At 64.2% G+C, this 14756-nt stretch carries 15 protein-coding genes; 8 read left to right on the forward strand and 7 right to left on the reverse strand.

Annotated elements, in window-relative coordinates; all coding sequences use genetic code 11:
* Nucleotides 1-35 precede the first annotated feature (35 nt).
* The 7 genes from U742_RS0116535 to U742_RS0116565 all read right to left on the reverse strand — a co-directional run bounded on the left by U742_RS0116535 (nt 36) and on the right by U742_RS0116565 (nt 6664).
* Nucleotides 36-749, reverse strand: coding sequence for an ABC transporter ATP-binding protein (locus tag U742_RS0116535; RefSeq protein ID WP_029354999.1), 714 nt, complete (start codon nt 747-749; stop codon nt 36-38).
* Nucleotides 742-1497: an ABC transporter ATP-binding protein gene (locus tag U742_RS0116540; protein ID WP_029355001.1), complete on the reverse strand. Its 756-nt coding sequence runs from the start codon at nt 1495-1497 to the stop codon at nt 742-744. Before U742_RS0116540 ends, U742_RS0116535 begins: the two co-directional genes overlap by 8 nt.
* Nucleotides 1497-2561, reverse strand: a complete 1065-nt coding sequence (locus U742_RS0116545) for a branched-chain amino acid ABC transporter permease (protein WP_029355002.1) — start codon at nt 2559-2561, stop codon at nt 1497-1499. Before U742_RS0116545 ends, U742_RS0116540 begins: the two co-directional genes overlap by 1 nt.
* A 22-nt stretch (nt 2562-2583) precedes the next feature.
* On the reverse strand, nt 2584-3456 hold the full coding sequence (locus U742_RS0116550) for an ABC transporter permease subunit (protein WP_029355004.1): 873 nt from the start codon (nt 3454-3456) through the stop codon (nt 2584-2586).
* 137 nt (nt 3457-3593) lie between these two features.
* A complete protein-coding gene (locus tag U742_RS0116555; protein ID WP_029355006.1) occupies nt 3594-4832 on the reverse strand; it encodes an urea ABC transporter substrate-binding protein in 1239 nt (412 codons plus the stop codon).
* 21 nt (nt 4833-4853) lie between these two features.
* Nucleotides 4854-5510 (reverse strand): ANTAR domain-containing response regulator, encoded by a 657-nt coding sequence (locus tag U742_RS0116560; protein ID WP_051661250.1) that lies wholly within the window; start codon nt 5508-5510, stop codon nt 4854-4856.
* The gene (locus U742_RS0116565) at nt 5510-6664 is read right to left on the reverse strand and encodes a transporter substrate-binding domain-containing protein (protein WP_029355010.1); all 1155 of its coding nucleotides are present in this window, start codon (nt 6662-6664) and stop codon (nt 5510-5512) included. The genes U742_RS0116560 and U742_RS0116565 overlap by 1 nt, the downstream gene beginning before the upstream one ends.
* A 245-nt stretch (nt 6665-6909) precedes the next feature.
* On the opposite strand from U742_RS0116565, the gene U742_RS22180 reads away from it, so the two are divergent.
* The 8 genes from U742_RS22180 to U742_RS0116605 all read left to right on the forward strand — a co-directional run bounded on the left by U742_RS22180 (nt 6910) and on the right by U742_RS0116605 (nt 14754).
* Nucleotides 6910-7320, forward strand: a complete 411-nt coding sequence (locus tag U742_RS22180) for an MFS transporter (RefSeq protein WP_038361834.1) — start codon at nt 6910-6912, stop codon at nt 7318-7320.
* Nucleotides 7321-7345: 25 nt separating this feature from the next.
* Nucleotides 7346-8488, forward strand: a complete 1143-nt coding sequence (locus U742_RS0116575) for a transporter substrate-binding domain-containing protein (RefSeq protein ID WP_029355012.1) — start codon at nt 7346-7348, stop codon at nt 8486-8488.
* Complete coding sequence (locus U742_RS0116580) at nt 8485-9087, forward strand: ANTAR domain-containing response regulator (RefSeq protein WP_029355014.1); 603 nt, start codon at nt 8485-8487, stop codon at nt 9085-9087. Before U742_RS0116575 ends, U742_RS0116580 begins: the two co-directional genes overlap by 4 nt.
* A gap of 209 nt (nt 9088-9296) precedes the next feature.
* On the forward strand, nt 9297-10136 hold the full coding sequence (locus U742_RS0116585) for a nitrilase family protein (protein ID WP_081853051.1): 840 nt from the start codon (nt 9297-9299) through the stop codon (nt 10134-10136).
* A 26-nt stretch (nt 10137-10162) separates the two neighbouring features.
* A complete protein-coding gene (locus U742_RS0116590; protein ID WP_029355018.1) occupies nt 10163-11320 on the forward strand; it encodes a substrate-binding protein in 1158 nt (385 codons plus the stop codon).
* 59 nt (nt 11321-11379) lie between these two features.
* A complete protein-coding gene (locus U742_RS0116595; protein ID WP_029355020.1) occupies nt 11380-12216 on the forward strand; it encodes a branched-chain amino acid ABC transporter permease in 837 nt (278 codons plus the stop codon).
* Nucleotides 12217-12286: 70 nt separating this feature from the next.
* Nucleotides 12287-14056, forward strand: coding sequence for an ABC transporter permease subunit (locus tag U742_RS0116600; protein WP_248310398.1), 1770 nt, complete (start codon nt 12287-12289; stop codon nt 14054-14056).
* Entirely contained in the window at nt 14053-14754 is a 702-nt protein-coding gene (locus U742_RS0116605) for an ABC transporter ATP-binding protein (protein WP_029355023.1), read from the forward strand. The genes U742_RS0116600 and U742_RS0116605 overlap by 4 nt, the downstream gene beginning before the upstream one ends.
* Nucleotides 14755-14756: the final 2 nt, after the last annotated feature.

The following is a 14756-nucleotide window of genomic DNA, read 5'->3' on the forward strand; positions in this document are numbered from 1 at the left end:
TCCTTAGCTGGCTATCTTGAAGCGGTGGATCTCGGTCAGACGGCGAGGTGGCGGCGCATGGCTTCGCCATCGGCGAGCGCGTCGCGGTCGAGCTCAGCGACGATCCGGCCCTTGTCCATGACGTAGCAGCGCTGGGCCATCGCCCGGATCATGTCGATGTTTTGCTCGACGAGAACGACCGTGACGCCGGTGTCCTTGTTGAGCTGGACCATGATGCGGGCGATGTCCTGCACGATGTTGGGCTGGATGCCTTCGGAAGGCTCGTCGAGCAGAATGAGTTGCGGATTGGCGACCAGCACGCGGCCGATGGCGAGCTGCTGCTGCTGGCCGCCCGACATGGTGCCGGCGCGCTGCGACCAGCGCTCTTGCAGTATCGGGAAGTAGCCGAGCACCCGCGAGCGGTCGCCCGGCGAGACGCCGCCCTGGCGCATGCCCCCCACCGCGATGTTCTCGCCGACCGAAAGCCGCGGAAACACGTCGCGGCCCTGCGGCACATAGCCGATGCCGAGCCGCGCCCGCCTGAAGGCGGAAAGCTGTTCCACGCGCTGATCCCGATAGATGATCGAGCCATCCATGGTCGGCACGAGGCCGATGAGGCTTTTCATCAGCGTCGACTTGCCGACGCCGTTGCGGCCGATCACCGCGACGATCTCGCCTTCGCGCACTTCAAGGTCCAGCCCCTGCAGCACCGGCTTGCCGCCATAGCCGGCACGCAGGCTGAGGGTCGAGAGCATGACTTCCCTACGCATGGACGCCCCCCGGCTGTTCGTGAGCGGTGGCATGGGCCGTCGACTGGCCGAGATAGATCGCGGCGACGCGCTCGTCAGCGACGATGTCGTCGATCGACCCCTGCGCGAACACCCCGCCGAGGTGCAGCACTGTCACCTGGTCGGCGACCTGCCGCACGAAGGCCATGTCGTGCTCGACCGCGAGCACCGTCATCCCCTCGGCGTTGAGACGCTTGACCATCTCACCGGTGGCGTGGGTCTCCTCCGGCGACATGCCGGCGGTCGGCTCGTCGAGCAGCAGCAGGCGCGGCTTGAGACTGATCGCCATGCCGATCTCCAGCCACTGCTTCTGGCCATGGCTGAGATTGCCGGCGAGGCGCTCGGCGTCCACCGACAAATTGAGGAAATCGAGCAGCCTGCCGATCTCATCGCCGAGCGTCGCCGGCTCATAGTGGTGCTGCATCGCGATTTCGAGATTCTGGCGCACGCTCAGCGCCTTGAAGATGCCCGGCACCTGGAATTTCACGCTCATGCCGCGGCGGATGCGCTGGAACGGCTTGAGCGCGGTGATGTCCTCGCCGCCGAACAGGATGGAACCCGAGCTCGGCAGGTGCTCGCCAAGGATCAGACGGAACAGCGTCGACTTGCCGGCGCCGTTCGGGCCGATGAGGCAGTGCACCTCGCCGGTCTTCAGCACGAGGTCGACATTGTTGGTGACGTGGAGGCCGCCGAAACGCTTGTTCAGCGCGCGGGTTTCGAGAAGCGGCATCACGCGTCCCCCGGCTGGCGTTTGGCGAAGGGGCGGGCGATGAGGCGGGCGAGCGCGAGGATGAGGCCGCTCGGCGCCAGCAGCACAGTGAGCACCAGCATCGCGCCCATCACTACCAGCGCATACTGGCTGCCATAGATGGTCAGCGCCTGGAACACCGCGAGCACTGTGAGGGTGCCGATCAGCGTCGTCGTCAAATCGGAGCGTCCGCCGACGGCGACCCACACGATGGGAAGCGCGGCGGCGGTCATGCCCATGCTGGAGGGCGTGATGTACTGCCCCCAGCTCGTGTAGAGCACGCCCGACAGGCCGGCGAGCGCGGCGCCGATGACGAAGGTGCCGAGCTGGTACTTGCGGATGTCGTAGCCGAGCATCTCGGCGCGCTCGGGATTCTCGCGAATGGCGACGAGCACGTTGCCGAAGGGCGAATTCACCAGGATGCGCAAGGCCAGATAGACTACGACCAGCAGCCCGAGCACGACGTAGTAGAGCTGGACGTCGGGGAACAGCACGATGTCGCCGCCGGGCCAGGGTATGGTCAACGGCGGCATGTTGCTCATGCCGTTGAAGCCGTTGAGCCGGGCCGATCCGATGCGCCATTCCGGGCCGGCGGTCTGCGCCATGAAGCGCTCCAGCACCAGCGTCACCGACAGGGTGACGATGCCGAGAAACACGCCGGAGATGCGGCCGAAGAACAGGAAGTAGCCGAGCAGCGCCGCGAACAGCGCGGCGAGAGCCATGGCCAGCACCAGCGCCACGAAAGTGAAGCCATAGGCGGCGCCGAAATTGATGGTGAGGATGCCGTAGCCGTAGCCGGCGATGCCGAAGAACGCCGTTTGGCCGAAGCTGAGCGAGCCGCCATAGCCCCAGATGAGGCAGAGGCCGAGCGCCATGAAGATCCAGGTGAAGAAATACACCGTGTTGCCGACCGTGTAGCCATCCGAGAGCAGCGGATAGGCGCAGGCGCCGACAAGCACGACGAGGAAGCCAACCCAGAAGAATGGGCCGCGGCCCAGCGTCTGCGGACCCTCCAGGCGGCGGAAGATGCGGGTGAGTGCGTTCATTGTGAGGTTCTCATCTCGCGGATCAGACGCGCTCGCGCAGGAGGAAGCCGGAAATGCCGCGCGGCAGGACGCGGATGACGATGATGACGGCGATCAGCAGGCCAATCTGGCCGGCAAGCTGGCCGTACCAGGAGGTCATGGCCGCCTTCACCACGGCGAGCACCGCTGCCGCCGGCGCTGTCCCGAGAAAGACGTCGGCGCCGCCGACCACCACCGTCACGAAAGCTTCCATGATGAAGGTGGTGCCCATGGTCGGCACCAGCGTCATGGTCGGGGCGTAGAGGCCGCCGGCCAGCCCCGCGAGCCCGGCCCCCAGCGCGAAGGTGAGGCTGTAGACGAGCCGCGTATCGACGCCGAGCGCGGCCGCCATGTGCGGCACCTGGATGGTGGCGCGGGCCATGACGCCGAAGCGGGTCCAGTTGAACAGGGCATAGAGCCCCGCCAGCACCACTACGGCCATGACGAACAGCACGAGCCGGTAGACGGAATAGGAATAGGCGCCGATCTGGAAGCTACCGAACGGCGTGCCGACGCCGGCCATGGTGGAGCCGAGCAGGATCAGTGTGCCCTGCGTGCCGATGAGGCTCAACCCCCAGGTGGCGACGATGGTGTCGAGCGGTCGCTCATAGAGGTGGCGGATCACGAGGATCTCCACCAGCGCGCCGACAAGCCCCGAGACGACCGCACCGATCGCGATGGCAAGGGGCAGCGGCAGGCCCGCATGGGCGGCGGAAACCGTCACATAGGCCCCGCACATGATGAATTCGCCATGAGCGAGGTTGATCACCCCCATCATGCCGAAGATGACCGCGAGTCCACAGGCGGACAGCACCAGGAAGGCGAAAGCGTCGCCGAACTGGTAGAGTGCGGAGAAGGCAAGTGTTCCGACATCCATCGGCGACGATCCGTGCGTTCAACTGGGAAGGGTTGCCCCGGCACTCGAGGGGGGCCCGGCCGGGGCAACGCTCTGGGATGCCGCCCTGGGCCGGCGGCATCCCGTTCGGCCGCCAGCTTTCGCGGGCGGCGCGCCGGTCACGGCTTCGGCGGCGGGTTCGAGGGCGTGTACTGCGCGCTCGGATCGCTCTTGGTCAGGTCGCAGCCGGCCTCGCCGAGCCAGTAGGGCTTGATGTCCTGCCAGACCTTCGGGAAGGAGATCGAGTGATCCGCGCCGACCTTCGCCAGATAGATGGTGTGGGACATGTGCTGGCTCTTCGGATCGAGGCAGACCTTGCCCTCAGGCGCGTCCATGCACACGTCGCCCTTGGCGATCTCCTTGCGCAGGTCGTCGCGCTTGGTCGACTTCGCCCGCTCGACCATCTGCTTGTAGAGATAGACCGCAAGATAGGAGTTCTCGGCCTCCTGGTTCACATAGGGCTCGTTCGGGAACTTCGCCTTGAACTTCTCGAAGAACGCCTTGGAGGCCGGGCTGTCGATCTCCTCGATGTAGTTCGTGGTGACGTACATGTCCTTCAGCGATGGCGGCTTGAAGCGCTTGTGCTCATAGCCCTGGCCGACATTGACCGAGGAGGCCATCGGCAGGTTCACGCTGGCGGCGGCGGCCTGCTCGTAATAGGAGGCCTGGGCGGTGCCGACGAGAAGGGTCACCACGAAGTCGGGCTTGGCCTTCTGGATGTTCTGGATGTTCTGCGAGAACTGGGAGACGCCGAGCGGGATGAAATCCTCGCCGACCATCTCGCCGCCGTTCTCCTTGACGATGTTGCGCACCCACTCGGCCGAGATCTGGCCGAAATTGTAGTCCGCCGCGAGCGTGTAGACCTTCTTGCCGTACTTCTCCATCATCCACGGGATGAGGGTGGAGAACTGCTGCTCCGGAACCGCGCCAGTGACGATCATGTTGGCATCGCACACGCCGCCTTCGTACTGGTTGTTGTAGAAGGCGAGCCCATCGAACTGGTTGACGATCGGCCGGTAGGCCTCGCGCGAGGCCGAGGAGAATCCGGCGAACACGACGTCCACCTTGTCGCGCTGGAGCACGCGGCGCATGAACTCCTGGTAGCGCGTATTGTCGGACTGGGTGTCGTAGATGACGAGCTCGAGCGGGCGGCCATTGATGCCGCCGGCCTTGTTGATCTCGTCGGCGGCGAGCTGGATGGCGTGCAGCTTGCCGATGGTGGCCGCGGCGAAGTCGCCGGACTGATCCTCCAGGACGCCGAGCTTGATCGGATCGGCGGCATAGGCAGCCCCAGCACTGAGCAAAAGCGTCCCCGTGAGGGCTGCGGCACGCAGCCCCCGCAATATCTTCGCAGACATGTGGTCTTCTCCTCTGTGGTTTTATTTTCGGTCGACGCGCAGGTACAGATCCCTTGCCGACGCCGGCCGCTCGGGCGCTTCCGCCCTCCTGACGAGATATTCCTCGCAGTATTCTTCAAGCCCCTGCCGGCGGCGCATGCTCTCGCGCCGGAGCCGGTCATAGGCCTCATCGTCATCGATGCCGGCGTGGTGCATCAGGTCGACGATCGCCTTAATGACCGCACGGCGCCCCCGACGACGACGCTCCATCCCTTCGAGGCGCGCCTTCAGGTCGCCGCGAAGCAGGAACTGGTTGATGCCAAGGAACAGCGCGGTATAGACCGCCGCCCCGTGAACCGGCTTTCGCAGAAAGGCCGTGGCACCGAGATTGATAAGATTTTTCAAACGGCTAGGCGCCTCGACGCCGACCAGGCCGATCACCGGGACCAGCGGCTGGCGGGAGACCTCCTCCACCTCCATGGCGAGCACCCCATCGAGATCTCCGTCGATGAAGACGATGTCGCTCTCGGGATTGAGCTCCGTCAAATCGAGCTGGGCCCGGCCTTCGACGATGGCCGGATAACCCACGCTCACGCCGAGCTTGGCCAGCGTGATCTCCAGCGCCTCCACGGCACCGGCCTGGTTCGTCACGACAAGAGCACGCGAACCGTTGAAATTCTGGAGCAGCCGGGGAGCCATTACTTCACCACCCTCAGATTGGGGGAACGCGGGGACACCGCATAGCGGGGCGAAGATTGCACGAGATAGGGATCCGGCTTCACCGGAGCGCCCTCTTCCATCAGCACGTCATAGCGGGCCTGGGCGGTCGAACGACCGATCCGCGGCGTCAGATAGGCGTGAAGGGTCGAAGGATCGAGCCACACATCGCCTTGTGGAGCCTGCAGGCGCTGATGCACCGCCGCCTCCTTGACCGCTGCGACCTCGTCGGTGCCGGCGCGCTGCAACGCGCCCAGCAGCAGCTTCACCGCATTGTAGGAGGCTTCGGCATCGGCCGATGTCGCCGGGCCATTCGGAAACGCTGCTTCGTAGGCACGGGTAAACACACGGTTGGCGGGCAGGTCGAGCGAGGAAAAATAGACGCTCGAGGTGAGATGTCCGTCCACCGCCTCGGCACCGATCTCTTCCAGCTCCGGCTCGGAAAGAGTGCAGCTCGCCACCGGGATCTGCCGCGGCTGATCGATTCCGGCCGCCTTGCACGCAGCACGGAACCGGCGGAAGAACGCATAGGCGCTGTTACCAATCAGATTATTGAAGACGACATCCGGTCTCTCCGCGAGAATGGCGTCGATCGACTGGTCGAACTCGGTATCGCCGATCGGGAAATAGCGCTCCGCAAGCACCTGCCCGCCGCGTGCGGTGATCGCCTCGCGGAAGATGCGGACATTCTCCCACGCCCATATGTAGTTTGATCCCACGCAATAGGCCCGAGAGCCAACGTGCCTCAGAAGATGATCAACCAGCGGAAGCACATGCTGATTCGGAGCGGCGCCGGTATAGACAACGTTGTTCGAGCTCTCGAACCCTTCATAATGAGACGGATACCACAGAAGAGCGTCATATTTCTCGAAATACGGGATCACTTCCTTCCGGCTTGAGGATGTATAACAACCAACTACATGCCGAATACCCGAGTCGAGAAGCTCCTGCGTCAGGCTGGCGTAACGCGCGAGATTACCGCCCGGATTCACCACGACCGGCTCCAGCGAGATGCCGGCCATCGCCCAGGCTTCGCGGAAGGCGAGCAGAGCGCCGTTCACCATCGAGCCGGCCACCACACTGTAGGGGCCGTCCGTCGAGAACATCACGCCAACACGATAGTGCTTCGAGGCCATGCTCTTCAGGTCCACCAAAACGAAAAACGCCCGCCGGCCGATAGGCCGTGGGCGTCGCTGCCACCAACCAAACCTCGCACCAAAGCGCGCAGCCGTTGGAAAAATATATCGAGATGGCGCGTTTATGAGCAGCCCTGCTCCGCGCTTGAAAATTAGGCTCACCCGGAATCGCATCAATGTCAAGCGGCTTATGACAGCGTGGCGCGCTGATCAGGCCGCTGCGGATTTGATGAGAGTCGGGCGCGATGGTGTGGCTGCTCGGCCTCACGCAGATCATCGGTTACGGCACGCTCTATTATGGCTTCGCTATTCTTGTTCCGGACATCAGCGCCGAATTCGGTTGGCCAGTAGCATGGGTCTACGGGGCGTTGTCACTTGCGCTTCTCGCGGGCGGCATCGTCGCGCCGTTTGCGGGCAGCCGCATCGATCGGCATGACGCAGCCAAGGTGATCGCATTCGGATCGGTGGGCGGTGCCGCCGCGCGCGATTGTGGCGCTCGCCCCATCTGCGAGCATGTTCGTCGTCGGCCTTGTCGCGATCGAGCTGGCCTCGACCCTTCGCGCAAGGGCATGGGGACATATGGCGGGAATGAGCTGGTCGGGATCGCGGGGATGGGCCCTGGCTCGGCACGGATATTGCTTAAAACTGTGCTTTAAAACCTTGAAACGGTCAAAGAGCGGCATGAAGGGCGAATGGCGTATCGGCATTCTCTTTTCACGCACTGGCGTGGCCGAGGTCACGGAGTCCGAGTATTTTCGCGGCACGGCGCTTGCCATCGAAGAGATCAATACTGCAGGCGGCGTCCTGGGTCGTGAGATCGTGCCGGTCTGCTACGATCCGAAATCCATATCCGCCGAATATCGCCGCTTCGCCGACAGGCTGCTGACGGAAGACGGGGTGAACGTGATCTTCGGCTGCATGCTGTCCGCAAGCCGGAAGGCGCTGCTCGGCAGCTTGGAGCGCCGCAACGGACTGCTCTGGTATCCCGGCAACTACGAAGGCTTCGAGTATTCGCCGAACGTCATCTATACGGGAGCAGCCCCCAACCAGCACACGATGCAGCTCGCAGGCTATATCCTGTCGCGGATAGGCAGGGACATCACACTAGTTGGGTCCGACTACGTCTTTCCACGCGAGACAAATCGGCTGCTGCGCCATCTGATCGAGAGCGCCGGAGGCCGCATCGTCGAGGAAATCTATGTGCCTATCGACCCCGACGAGATCGCGATCCGCCGCGCTGTCGACGTCATCAAGCGGGACCAGCCCGCGGCCGTGGTCTCGACCATCATCGGCCGCGGCACCCAGTTGTTCTATCGGCGCTATTGCGATGCGGGCCTCGACCCCCGTGTCCTGCCGGTTGGCAGCCTGTCGCTGGCCGAGACCGAGGCCAGCAAGATCGGGCCGGAATATTGCGCCGGGCACCTCACCGCCGCCACCTATTTCGGTAGCGTCGACACGCCCGTCAGCCGGCAGTTCCGCAACCGGTTCTTCAAGCGGTTCGGCAATGAGTCCCTGAGCAGCTACTATTCCGAGGGCGCGTACAATCAGGTCTACCTGTTCGCCGCAGCGCTGGAGCGGGCCGGCACCGACGCGCCGGAGCGTCTGGTTGCTGCCGCGGGGGGAATCGAATTCGATGCCCCACAGGGACGGATCATGATCGACGCTGACAATAATCACACTTGGCTTCACTCGCGTATCGGCAGGTTGAACGCCAGCGGCGATTTCGATGTGGTGTGGGAGGCCGGTGCGGCTGTGAAGCCGGATCCCTATCTGATCAGCCACTCCTTCGACTATGGCGGCATCGAAGGGAGAATGCCGCATTGAGCAGCGAGGGCTTCATCCAGAATCTACGCAACATGCGCGTGATCGTCGTTCATCCGCGGGACATGGATGGCGAGGATCTGGTGCGGCAGTTGAAGCGTATCGGCTGCAAGGCCGAATTCGCCTGGCCGCCGACCGCCGTCCTGCCGCCTTCCGACGCCGTGTTCTTCCTGATCGGCGATCCGCCGGACATTTCCTGGATCAGCTCCGACATCGATGCCGCGCTCGTCGCCATCCTGGATTCGGAAAGCCCAACGCTGCTCAAGGCCCTGCTCGACAGCAATGCGCACAGCGTCCTCGTGCGGCCGTTGCGCGCGGCGGGCGTCTTGTCCAGCCTGGTTCTGGCGCTTTCGCTGCGCGCCTATGAACTTCGGCTGATCGGCAAGGCGTCGAAGATCGAGGAGACACTCAAGGCGCGCCGCGAGATCGAGAAAGCGACGCGGATCATCATGGCCTTGCGCAATATGAGCGAGGCCGATGCCTATCAATTCATCCGCAAGCAGGCGACCGCCAAGCGTGTTGCCGTCAGCGTGATCGCCAACTCGATCATCGGCGCGCAGGAAATCCTTGACGGCCTTGATCTCCAGAAGACCGCGGGATGATCGCGTAACCGCCTGTTTCATAGGCAGAACAAGCGCTGCATATTTTCTCATCGAAGCTGCTTGACGGCAGGTGCCGTCTTCGTCTTTGATACCCGCAACGGTGCCACGCGGCACCTGACGGCAGCATTGCCGTTACATCCGGCTACGAAGCCCTCGATAGCGTCCTTGGACGCCGTCGGGGGCTTTTTCGTTTTTATCTGGGGAAATTCGTGCTCATCGCCTGCATCCAAATGGAACCCCTGATCGGCGAGACGGCAAGGAACGTCGCTCGCTCACTCGATTTCGCGAGGCAGGCGGCGGAGCGCGGCGCCAGGCTCGTCGTCCTGCCGGAGCTTGCCAATACTGGCTATGTGTTCGAGACCCGAGCCGAGGCGGAAGCGCTTGCGGAGACCGTTCCATCCGGCCCGACCGTCGCGGCCTGGAGCCGGCTGTGCGAAGAACTCGACCTCCATTTGGTGGCCGGTATCGCCGAGAAGGCCGGGGACAAGCTCTTCAACAGTGCAGTTCTCATCGGCCCCGGCGGCTGCGTTGGCGTCTACCGAAAGATGCACCTGTGGGGCGACGAGAAGAAGGTCTTCACGCCCGGCGACCTGCCGTTTCCCGTCTACGACACGCCGATTGGCCAGATCGCGATGGCGATCTGCTACGACGGCTGGTTCCCGGAAACCTACCGGCTCTACGCGCTTAACGGCGCGCGGCTGGTCTGCGTACCGACCAATTGGGTGCCAATGCCCGGCCAGCCGGACGACCGCTCCGCCATGGCCAACACGCTGGTGATGGCGGCAGCCCACACCAATGGCCTGGTCATCGCCTGCGCCGATCGGGTCGGAGTCGAACGGGGCCAGCCTTTCGAAGGCCAGAGCCTCATCGTCGACAAGACCGGCTGGCCGCTCGCGGGGCCGGCCAGCAGAACCAACGAAGAAATCATTCTTGCCGACATCACGCTGGAGCCGCGCAAAGGCATCGGTGCCGACAACGACGTTCTCTCCGACCGTCGCACCGACATCTACGCGGAGATGCTGGGTCTCGACAGGACCGACAACCCGTAAACCCCACGATCTGAGGAAGGTGACAGATGAGACGGATACCTGTGTTGCTGGCGAGCGCGGCCTTTCTTGTCGGCGCTGTACATATCGGGCATGCCGCTGATGACATCGTCATCGGCGTGCCGGTCGGACTCAGCGGCGCCAACAGCGTCGTCGCGCCCTCGGTCGTCCAGGCGGCGGAACTCGCGGTAGACGAGGTCAACGCGGCGGGCGGCGTCCTCGGCCGCAAGCTCAGGCTCGAAGTCGCCGATGACGGCTCGGGCGCGGCCGGCGCCCAGAAGGCGTATGATGCTCTGATCTTCCAGAAGAAGGTCGACGCGCTCATCTCGATGGAGACCAGCGCGGCGCGCAATGCCGGCCTGCCCATCGTCTCGCGCGGCAAGGTGCCGTTCATCTACACGTCCTTCTACGAAGGGCGTTCCTGCAACAAGTACATGTACATCAACGCCTGGGTGCCGGACCAGCAGGTGGCACCGATGGTCGACTTCTTCATGAAGGAGAAGGGCGCCAAGACCTTCTTCCTGATCGGCAGCGACTATGCCTTCGGCCGCGGCATGCTGGAGTTCACCCGCGCTTATGTCGAGAAGGCCGGTGGCAAGGTGCTCGGCGAAGAGTACAATCCGATGGACGCGACCGACTGGACGGCCGTCATCAGCAAGGTCCGCGCCACCAATCCGGATGCGCTGCTGATCTCCACCGCCGGCGGTGCGCCAAACGTCACCCTGACCAAGCAGCTCCGCACGGCGGGCATCACCGCCCACTACGGCAATCTCGGCCTCGACGAAGGCACCGCCAAGAGCATGGGCGCGGATGCGCAGGGCACCTATCTGGCCGGCTCCTACTACACGAGCCTTGATACTGACGCGAACAAGAAGTTCCTCGCGGCGATGAAGCAGAAGTTCGGCGACAAGCTGGAGACGCCGAACGATCTCTCCGCGCCGGAATACGAGGCTGTCCATGCCTATGCGAAGGCACTGGCGAAGGCCGGCACGACCCAGACCGACAAGGTGATCGAGGCGCTGGCGACCGTCTCGGTCGAAGGGCCGCGCGGCACCATCATCATGAACAAGCAGCGCCACGCGCCGCTCACCATGTATCTCGGTCAGGTCCAGCCCGACGGCAGCGTCAAGATCATGTCCGAGTTCAAGAATGTGGATCCGGGTCCGCAGTGCCCCAATCTCGGCTGATCATGAAGTCCGCCGCGCCCGGCAATCGGGCGCGGCGCATTTATTGCTGAGTGGCGGACATGGTTGCGCAGTTTCTCGATATCATCACCACCGCAGCCTTCCTCTATGTCGTCTCGAGCGGATTGCTGCTCGTGTTCGGCGTGATGAAGATCATCAACTTCGCCCATGGCGCGATGCTGACGCTGGGCGGCTATGCGGCCTTGCTGTGCACTAAGGCCGGCCTCAACCCGTGGCTGGGCCTGCCTCTTGCCGCGCTGATCGGCGGCCTCGCGGGCATCCTGGTCGAGCGGCTGGCGGTACGCCCGCTCTATGCGCGCCCGCTCGACGCCATTCTGGCGACGTGGGGTCTCGGCATCGTCATCGGACAGTTGATCACCCTCTATTTCGGCCGCGGCGTGCAATTCGCCGAGGCGCCGCTGACCGGCACGGTCAATGTGCTGGGCGAGAGCTATTCGATTTATCGGCTGAGCGTCGTCGCCGTCGCAGCGGCTCTCGGCGGCGTGCTGACGCTGATCCTGCGCGGCACGCGCCTCGGGTTGGAGACGCGGGCGGTCATCATGAACGAGGATCTGGCACGCGGCCTTGGCATCAACAGCCGGCTGGTAAGGTTCCTCACCTTCACACTGGGATCCGCTCTTGCCGGCATCGCCGGCATGCTGATCACGCCGATCTCCAGCATCGACCCGAACATGGGCGTACCCTGGCTGGTCAATGCCTTCATGCTCGTCCTCGTCTCGGGTCACTCCCTGACGACGCTCGTCGTCTCCTGTCTCGTCCTCGGCGGCGCGCAGGTCCTGGTGAGCGCCTACGTCAATCCCATTCTCGGCGGGCTCACCATCGCCGTGCTGGCCGCGATCATCCTGCGCATCAGGCCGGAAGGATTCGCCCGTGCTTGAGAACACCGAGACCGTCACCCGGCCGAAGGCGCGCGCATCAGGCGAGACGTGGCGCGCACTGGCGCCGGCGATCGCCATCGCTCTCGTTGGCGCCGCCGTCATCGGCATCGGTCCCTATGTGCTCGATTCCTATTCGCTTAGCGTGCTGACGCGATCGCTGCTCTATGCCGCTGTCGCGCTTACCGTGGACCTGCTCTGGGGTTATATGGGCATCCTCACCTTCGGGCAGTCTGCCTTCTTTGCCGCCGGCGCCTATGCGGCAGGCCTCATCTTCAGCCATGTCGGCTTCAGCCCGGCGACCGCGCCGCTTGCCCTGGTGGGGGGCGTCGTGGTCGCGCTGGTGCTGGCCGGCATCGTCGGATGGCTCGCCTTCTGGCACGGCGCCACCAACCTTTATGCGTCAGTCATCACGCTCGTCCTGCCGATCGTCTGCACTCAGCTGATCTTCTCCGGCGGAAACTTCACGGGTTCCAGCAGCGGCCTGTCTGGCTTCGAGAGCTTCGACCTCTCCATGGAGGCCTGGTTCTGGCTGAGCGGCAGTTTCCTGACCGCCATCACTGCCATGGCGTGGCTGCTCGTCAACAGCGACGCGGGGCGCGTCCTCGTGGCAATCCGGGAGAACGAGCAGCGATGCCAATATCTCGGCATCGACACGCCCCGCGTGAAGACGCTGATCTTCTTGCTCTGCGCCGTCATCGGCGCGATCGCCGGCTACATCTTCGCGGGATATGCGATGGTCGTCTCGCCGGAGCTTGCGGGGTTCGTGTTCGGCACCGAACTCGTCATATGGACCGCGCTCGGAGGTCGGGCGACCTTGATAGGGCCTGTGCTCGGCACGCTTCTCGTCGACTACGAGAGCGCTCAACTGAGCGGAGACTACCCGTTCGTCTGGAAGCTGATCATCGGCAGCGCCTTCGTTCTGGTCATCGTCGCTTTTCCGCGCGGCCTGCTGCCACTGGTCTCCGGCGCGGCATCGCGGATCGGTCGGCATGTGCTGCCGGGCGGAACTGGGGAGCGGGCCGTGTCGGTTCCGCGCCTGCTCGCCCTGCCGGTCTCCGATGCGCAGGGCACCGAGGCAGGAAGCGGCCCGGCATTGAAGGTCTCCGGCGTGCGCAAGAGCTTCGGCAGCCTCACGGTGCTGGACGGCATCGATTTCCGCGCCCATGCGGGAGAGCTCGTCAGCCTTGTCGGCCCCAACGGCGCGGGCAAGACGACGCTGATGCGCTGTATCGCGGATGGCACGGAAAGGACATCCGGCGAGGTGGTGGTCAACGGCCACGATCTTGGACGCGCCACTCCGGAACGCTGTGTGGCGCTCGGCGTCGGCCGGAAGTTCCAGACCGCCAACGTATTCGACACGCTCACCGTTGCCGAATGCCTGCGGCTCGCGCGTTCCCGCCATGAGCGGCCCTCGCTCTGGCGCCGCAGGGACGTGCTCCATCTGCCGGAGGCGTCGCTGCATGTCGTGCGGGTGACCGGGCTGGCCTCGCGGCTCGGGGAAGAGGCGCGTCTGCTCTCGCATGGTCTGAAGCAGGCGCTGGAGCTGGCGATGGTGTTGGCTCTGGAACCGCGGGTCGTGCTGCTCGACGAGCCCACTGCCGGGCTGACCAAGGCCGAGCGAACGCAGATCGGCAGCATCCTTACCGACATCGTTCGGACGCGGGGGCTGTGCGTTCTGCTCGTCGAGCACGACCTCGGTTTTGTCCGGGAGATCAGTTCACGGGTCATCGTGCTGCATCAGGGCAGGATTCTGCTCGACGGCTCGGTCGATGACGTGGTGTCATCCGAACTCGTCGCCAGCGTCTACACCGGCGCGGTCAATCTGGAGCACACCGCATGAGCGCGGCGCTCCATGTCTCGGACCTGACCTGCGGCTATGGCGAGTCCGTCGTCATTCAAGACCTCTCGTTCGATCTCGCACATGGGGAAATCCTCGCCGTGCTTGGCAAGAACGGCATGGGAAAATCGACTCTCCTTCGCACGATCATGGGCTTCCTGCGCAAGCAGACAGGCCGGGTTGAGCTGAACGGGCGGGATATCAGTGTGGCGGCACCATACCGGATCGCGCGGCTCGGCGTCGGTTATGTCGCGCAAGAGAAGGCCCTGTTCCAGGACCTGACGGTCGAGGAGAATATCCGTCTCGCAGTGCATGGGCGCTCCTATGCGCAAGCGCTCGATGCGGTGAAGAAGGTCTTCCCCTTCCTGCTGGAGCGCCGCTCGCAGCGTGCGGGAACACTCAGCGGCGGTGAGCAGAAGATGCTTCTCATGGCCCGCACGCTCGCAACGGGTGCCCGGGTCATGCTCGTCGACGAGATTACTGAAGGGCTACAGCCGAAGATGGTGGCACGGATCGGCGATGCTGTCCGGCAGGCGCGCGAGGTCCACGGCGCCAGCTTCCTCGTCGTCGAGCAGCATCTCGGCTTCGCTCTCGACGTTGCCGATCGCTACCTCGTTATCCAGAACGGCGAAATCATCCTCTCGGGAGACTGCCGCGAATCCGGCGCATCGAGTCAAATCGCCAAATATCTCAGCCTCTAGGT

Origin of the sequence: Allobosea sp. 117 (assembly GCF_000702305.1) — a bacterium.
GTDB lineage: Bacteria > Pseudomonadota > Alphaproteobacteria > Rhizobiales > Xanthobacteraceae > Ancylobacter.

Bases quoted from the DNA above. Each gene is read 5' to 3' on its own strand.
- U742_RS0116565 (WP_029355010.1), bottom strand. From the start codon at position 6,664: ATGGCCTCGAAGCACTATCGTGTTGGCGTGATGTTCTCGACGGACGGC.
- U742_RS0116550 (WP_029355004.1), bottom strand. From the start codon at position 3,456: ATGGATGTCGGAACACTTGCCTTCTCCGCACTCTACCAGTTCGGCGAC.
- U742_RS0116540 (WP_029355001.1), bottom strand. From the start codon at position 1,497: ATGCCGCTTCTCGAAACCCGCGCGCTGAACAAGCGTTTCGGCGGCCTC.
- U742_RS0116545 (WP_029355002.1), bottom strand. From the start codon at position 2,561: ATGAACGCACTCACCCGCATCTTCCGCCGCCTGGAGGGTCCGCAGACG.
- U742_RS22180 (WP_038361834.1), top strand. From the start codon at position 6,910: ATGGTGTGGCTGCTCGGCCTCACGCAGATCATCGGTTACGGCACGCTC.
- U742_RS0116595 (WP_029355020.1), top strand. From the start codon at position 11,380: ATGGTTGCGCAGTTTCTCGATATCATCACCACCGCAGCCTTCCTCTAT.
- U742_RS0116590 (WP_029355018.1), top strand. From the start codon at position 10,163: ATGAGACGGATACCTGTGTTGCTGGCGAGCGCGGCCTTTCTTGTCGGC.
- U742_RS0116555 (WP_029355006.1), bottom strand. From the start codon at position 4,832: ATGTCTGCGAAGATATTGCGGGGGCTGCGTGCCGCAGCCCTCACGGGG.
- U742_RS0116560 (WP_051661250.1), bottom strand. From the start codon at position 5,510: ATGGCTCCCCGGCTGCTCCAGAATTTCAACGGTTCGCGTGCTCTTGTC.
- U742_RS0116605 (WP_029355023.1), top strand. From the start codon at position 14,053: ATGAGCGCGGCGCTCCATGTCTCGGACCTGACCTGCGGCTATGGCGAG.
- U742_RS0116535 (WP_029354999.1), bottom strand. From the start codon at position 749: ATGCGTAGGGAAGTCATGCTCTCGACCCTCAGCCTGCGTGCCGGCTAT.
- U742_RS0116575 (WP_029355012.1), top strand. From the start codon at position 7,346: ATGAAGGGCGAATGGCGTATCGGCATTCTCTTTTCACGCACTGGCGTG.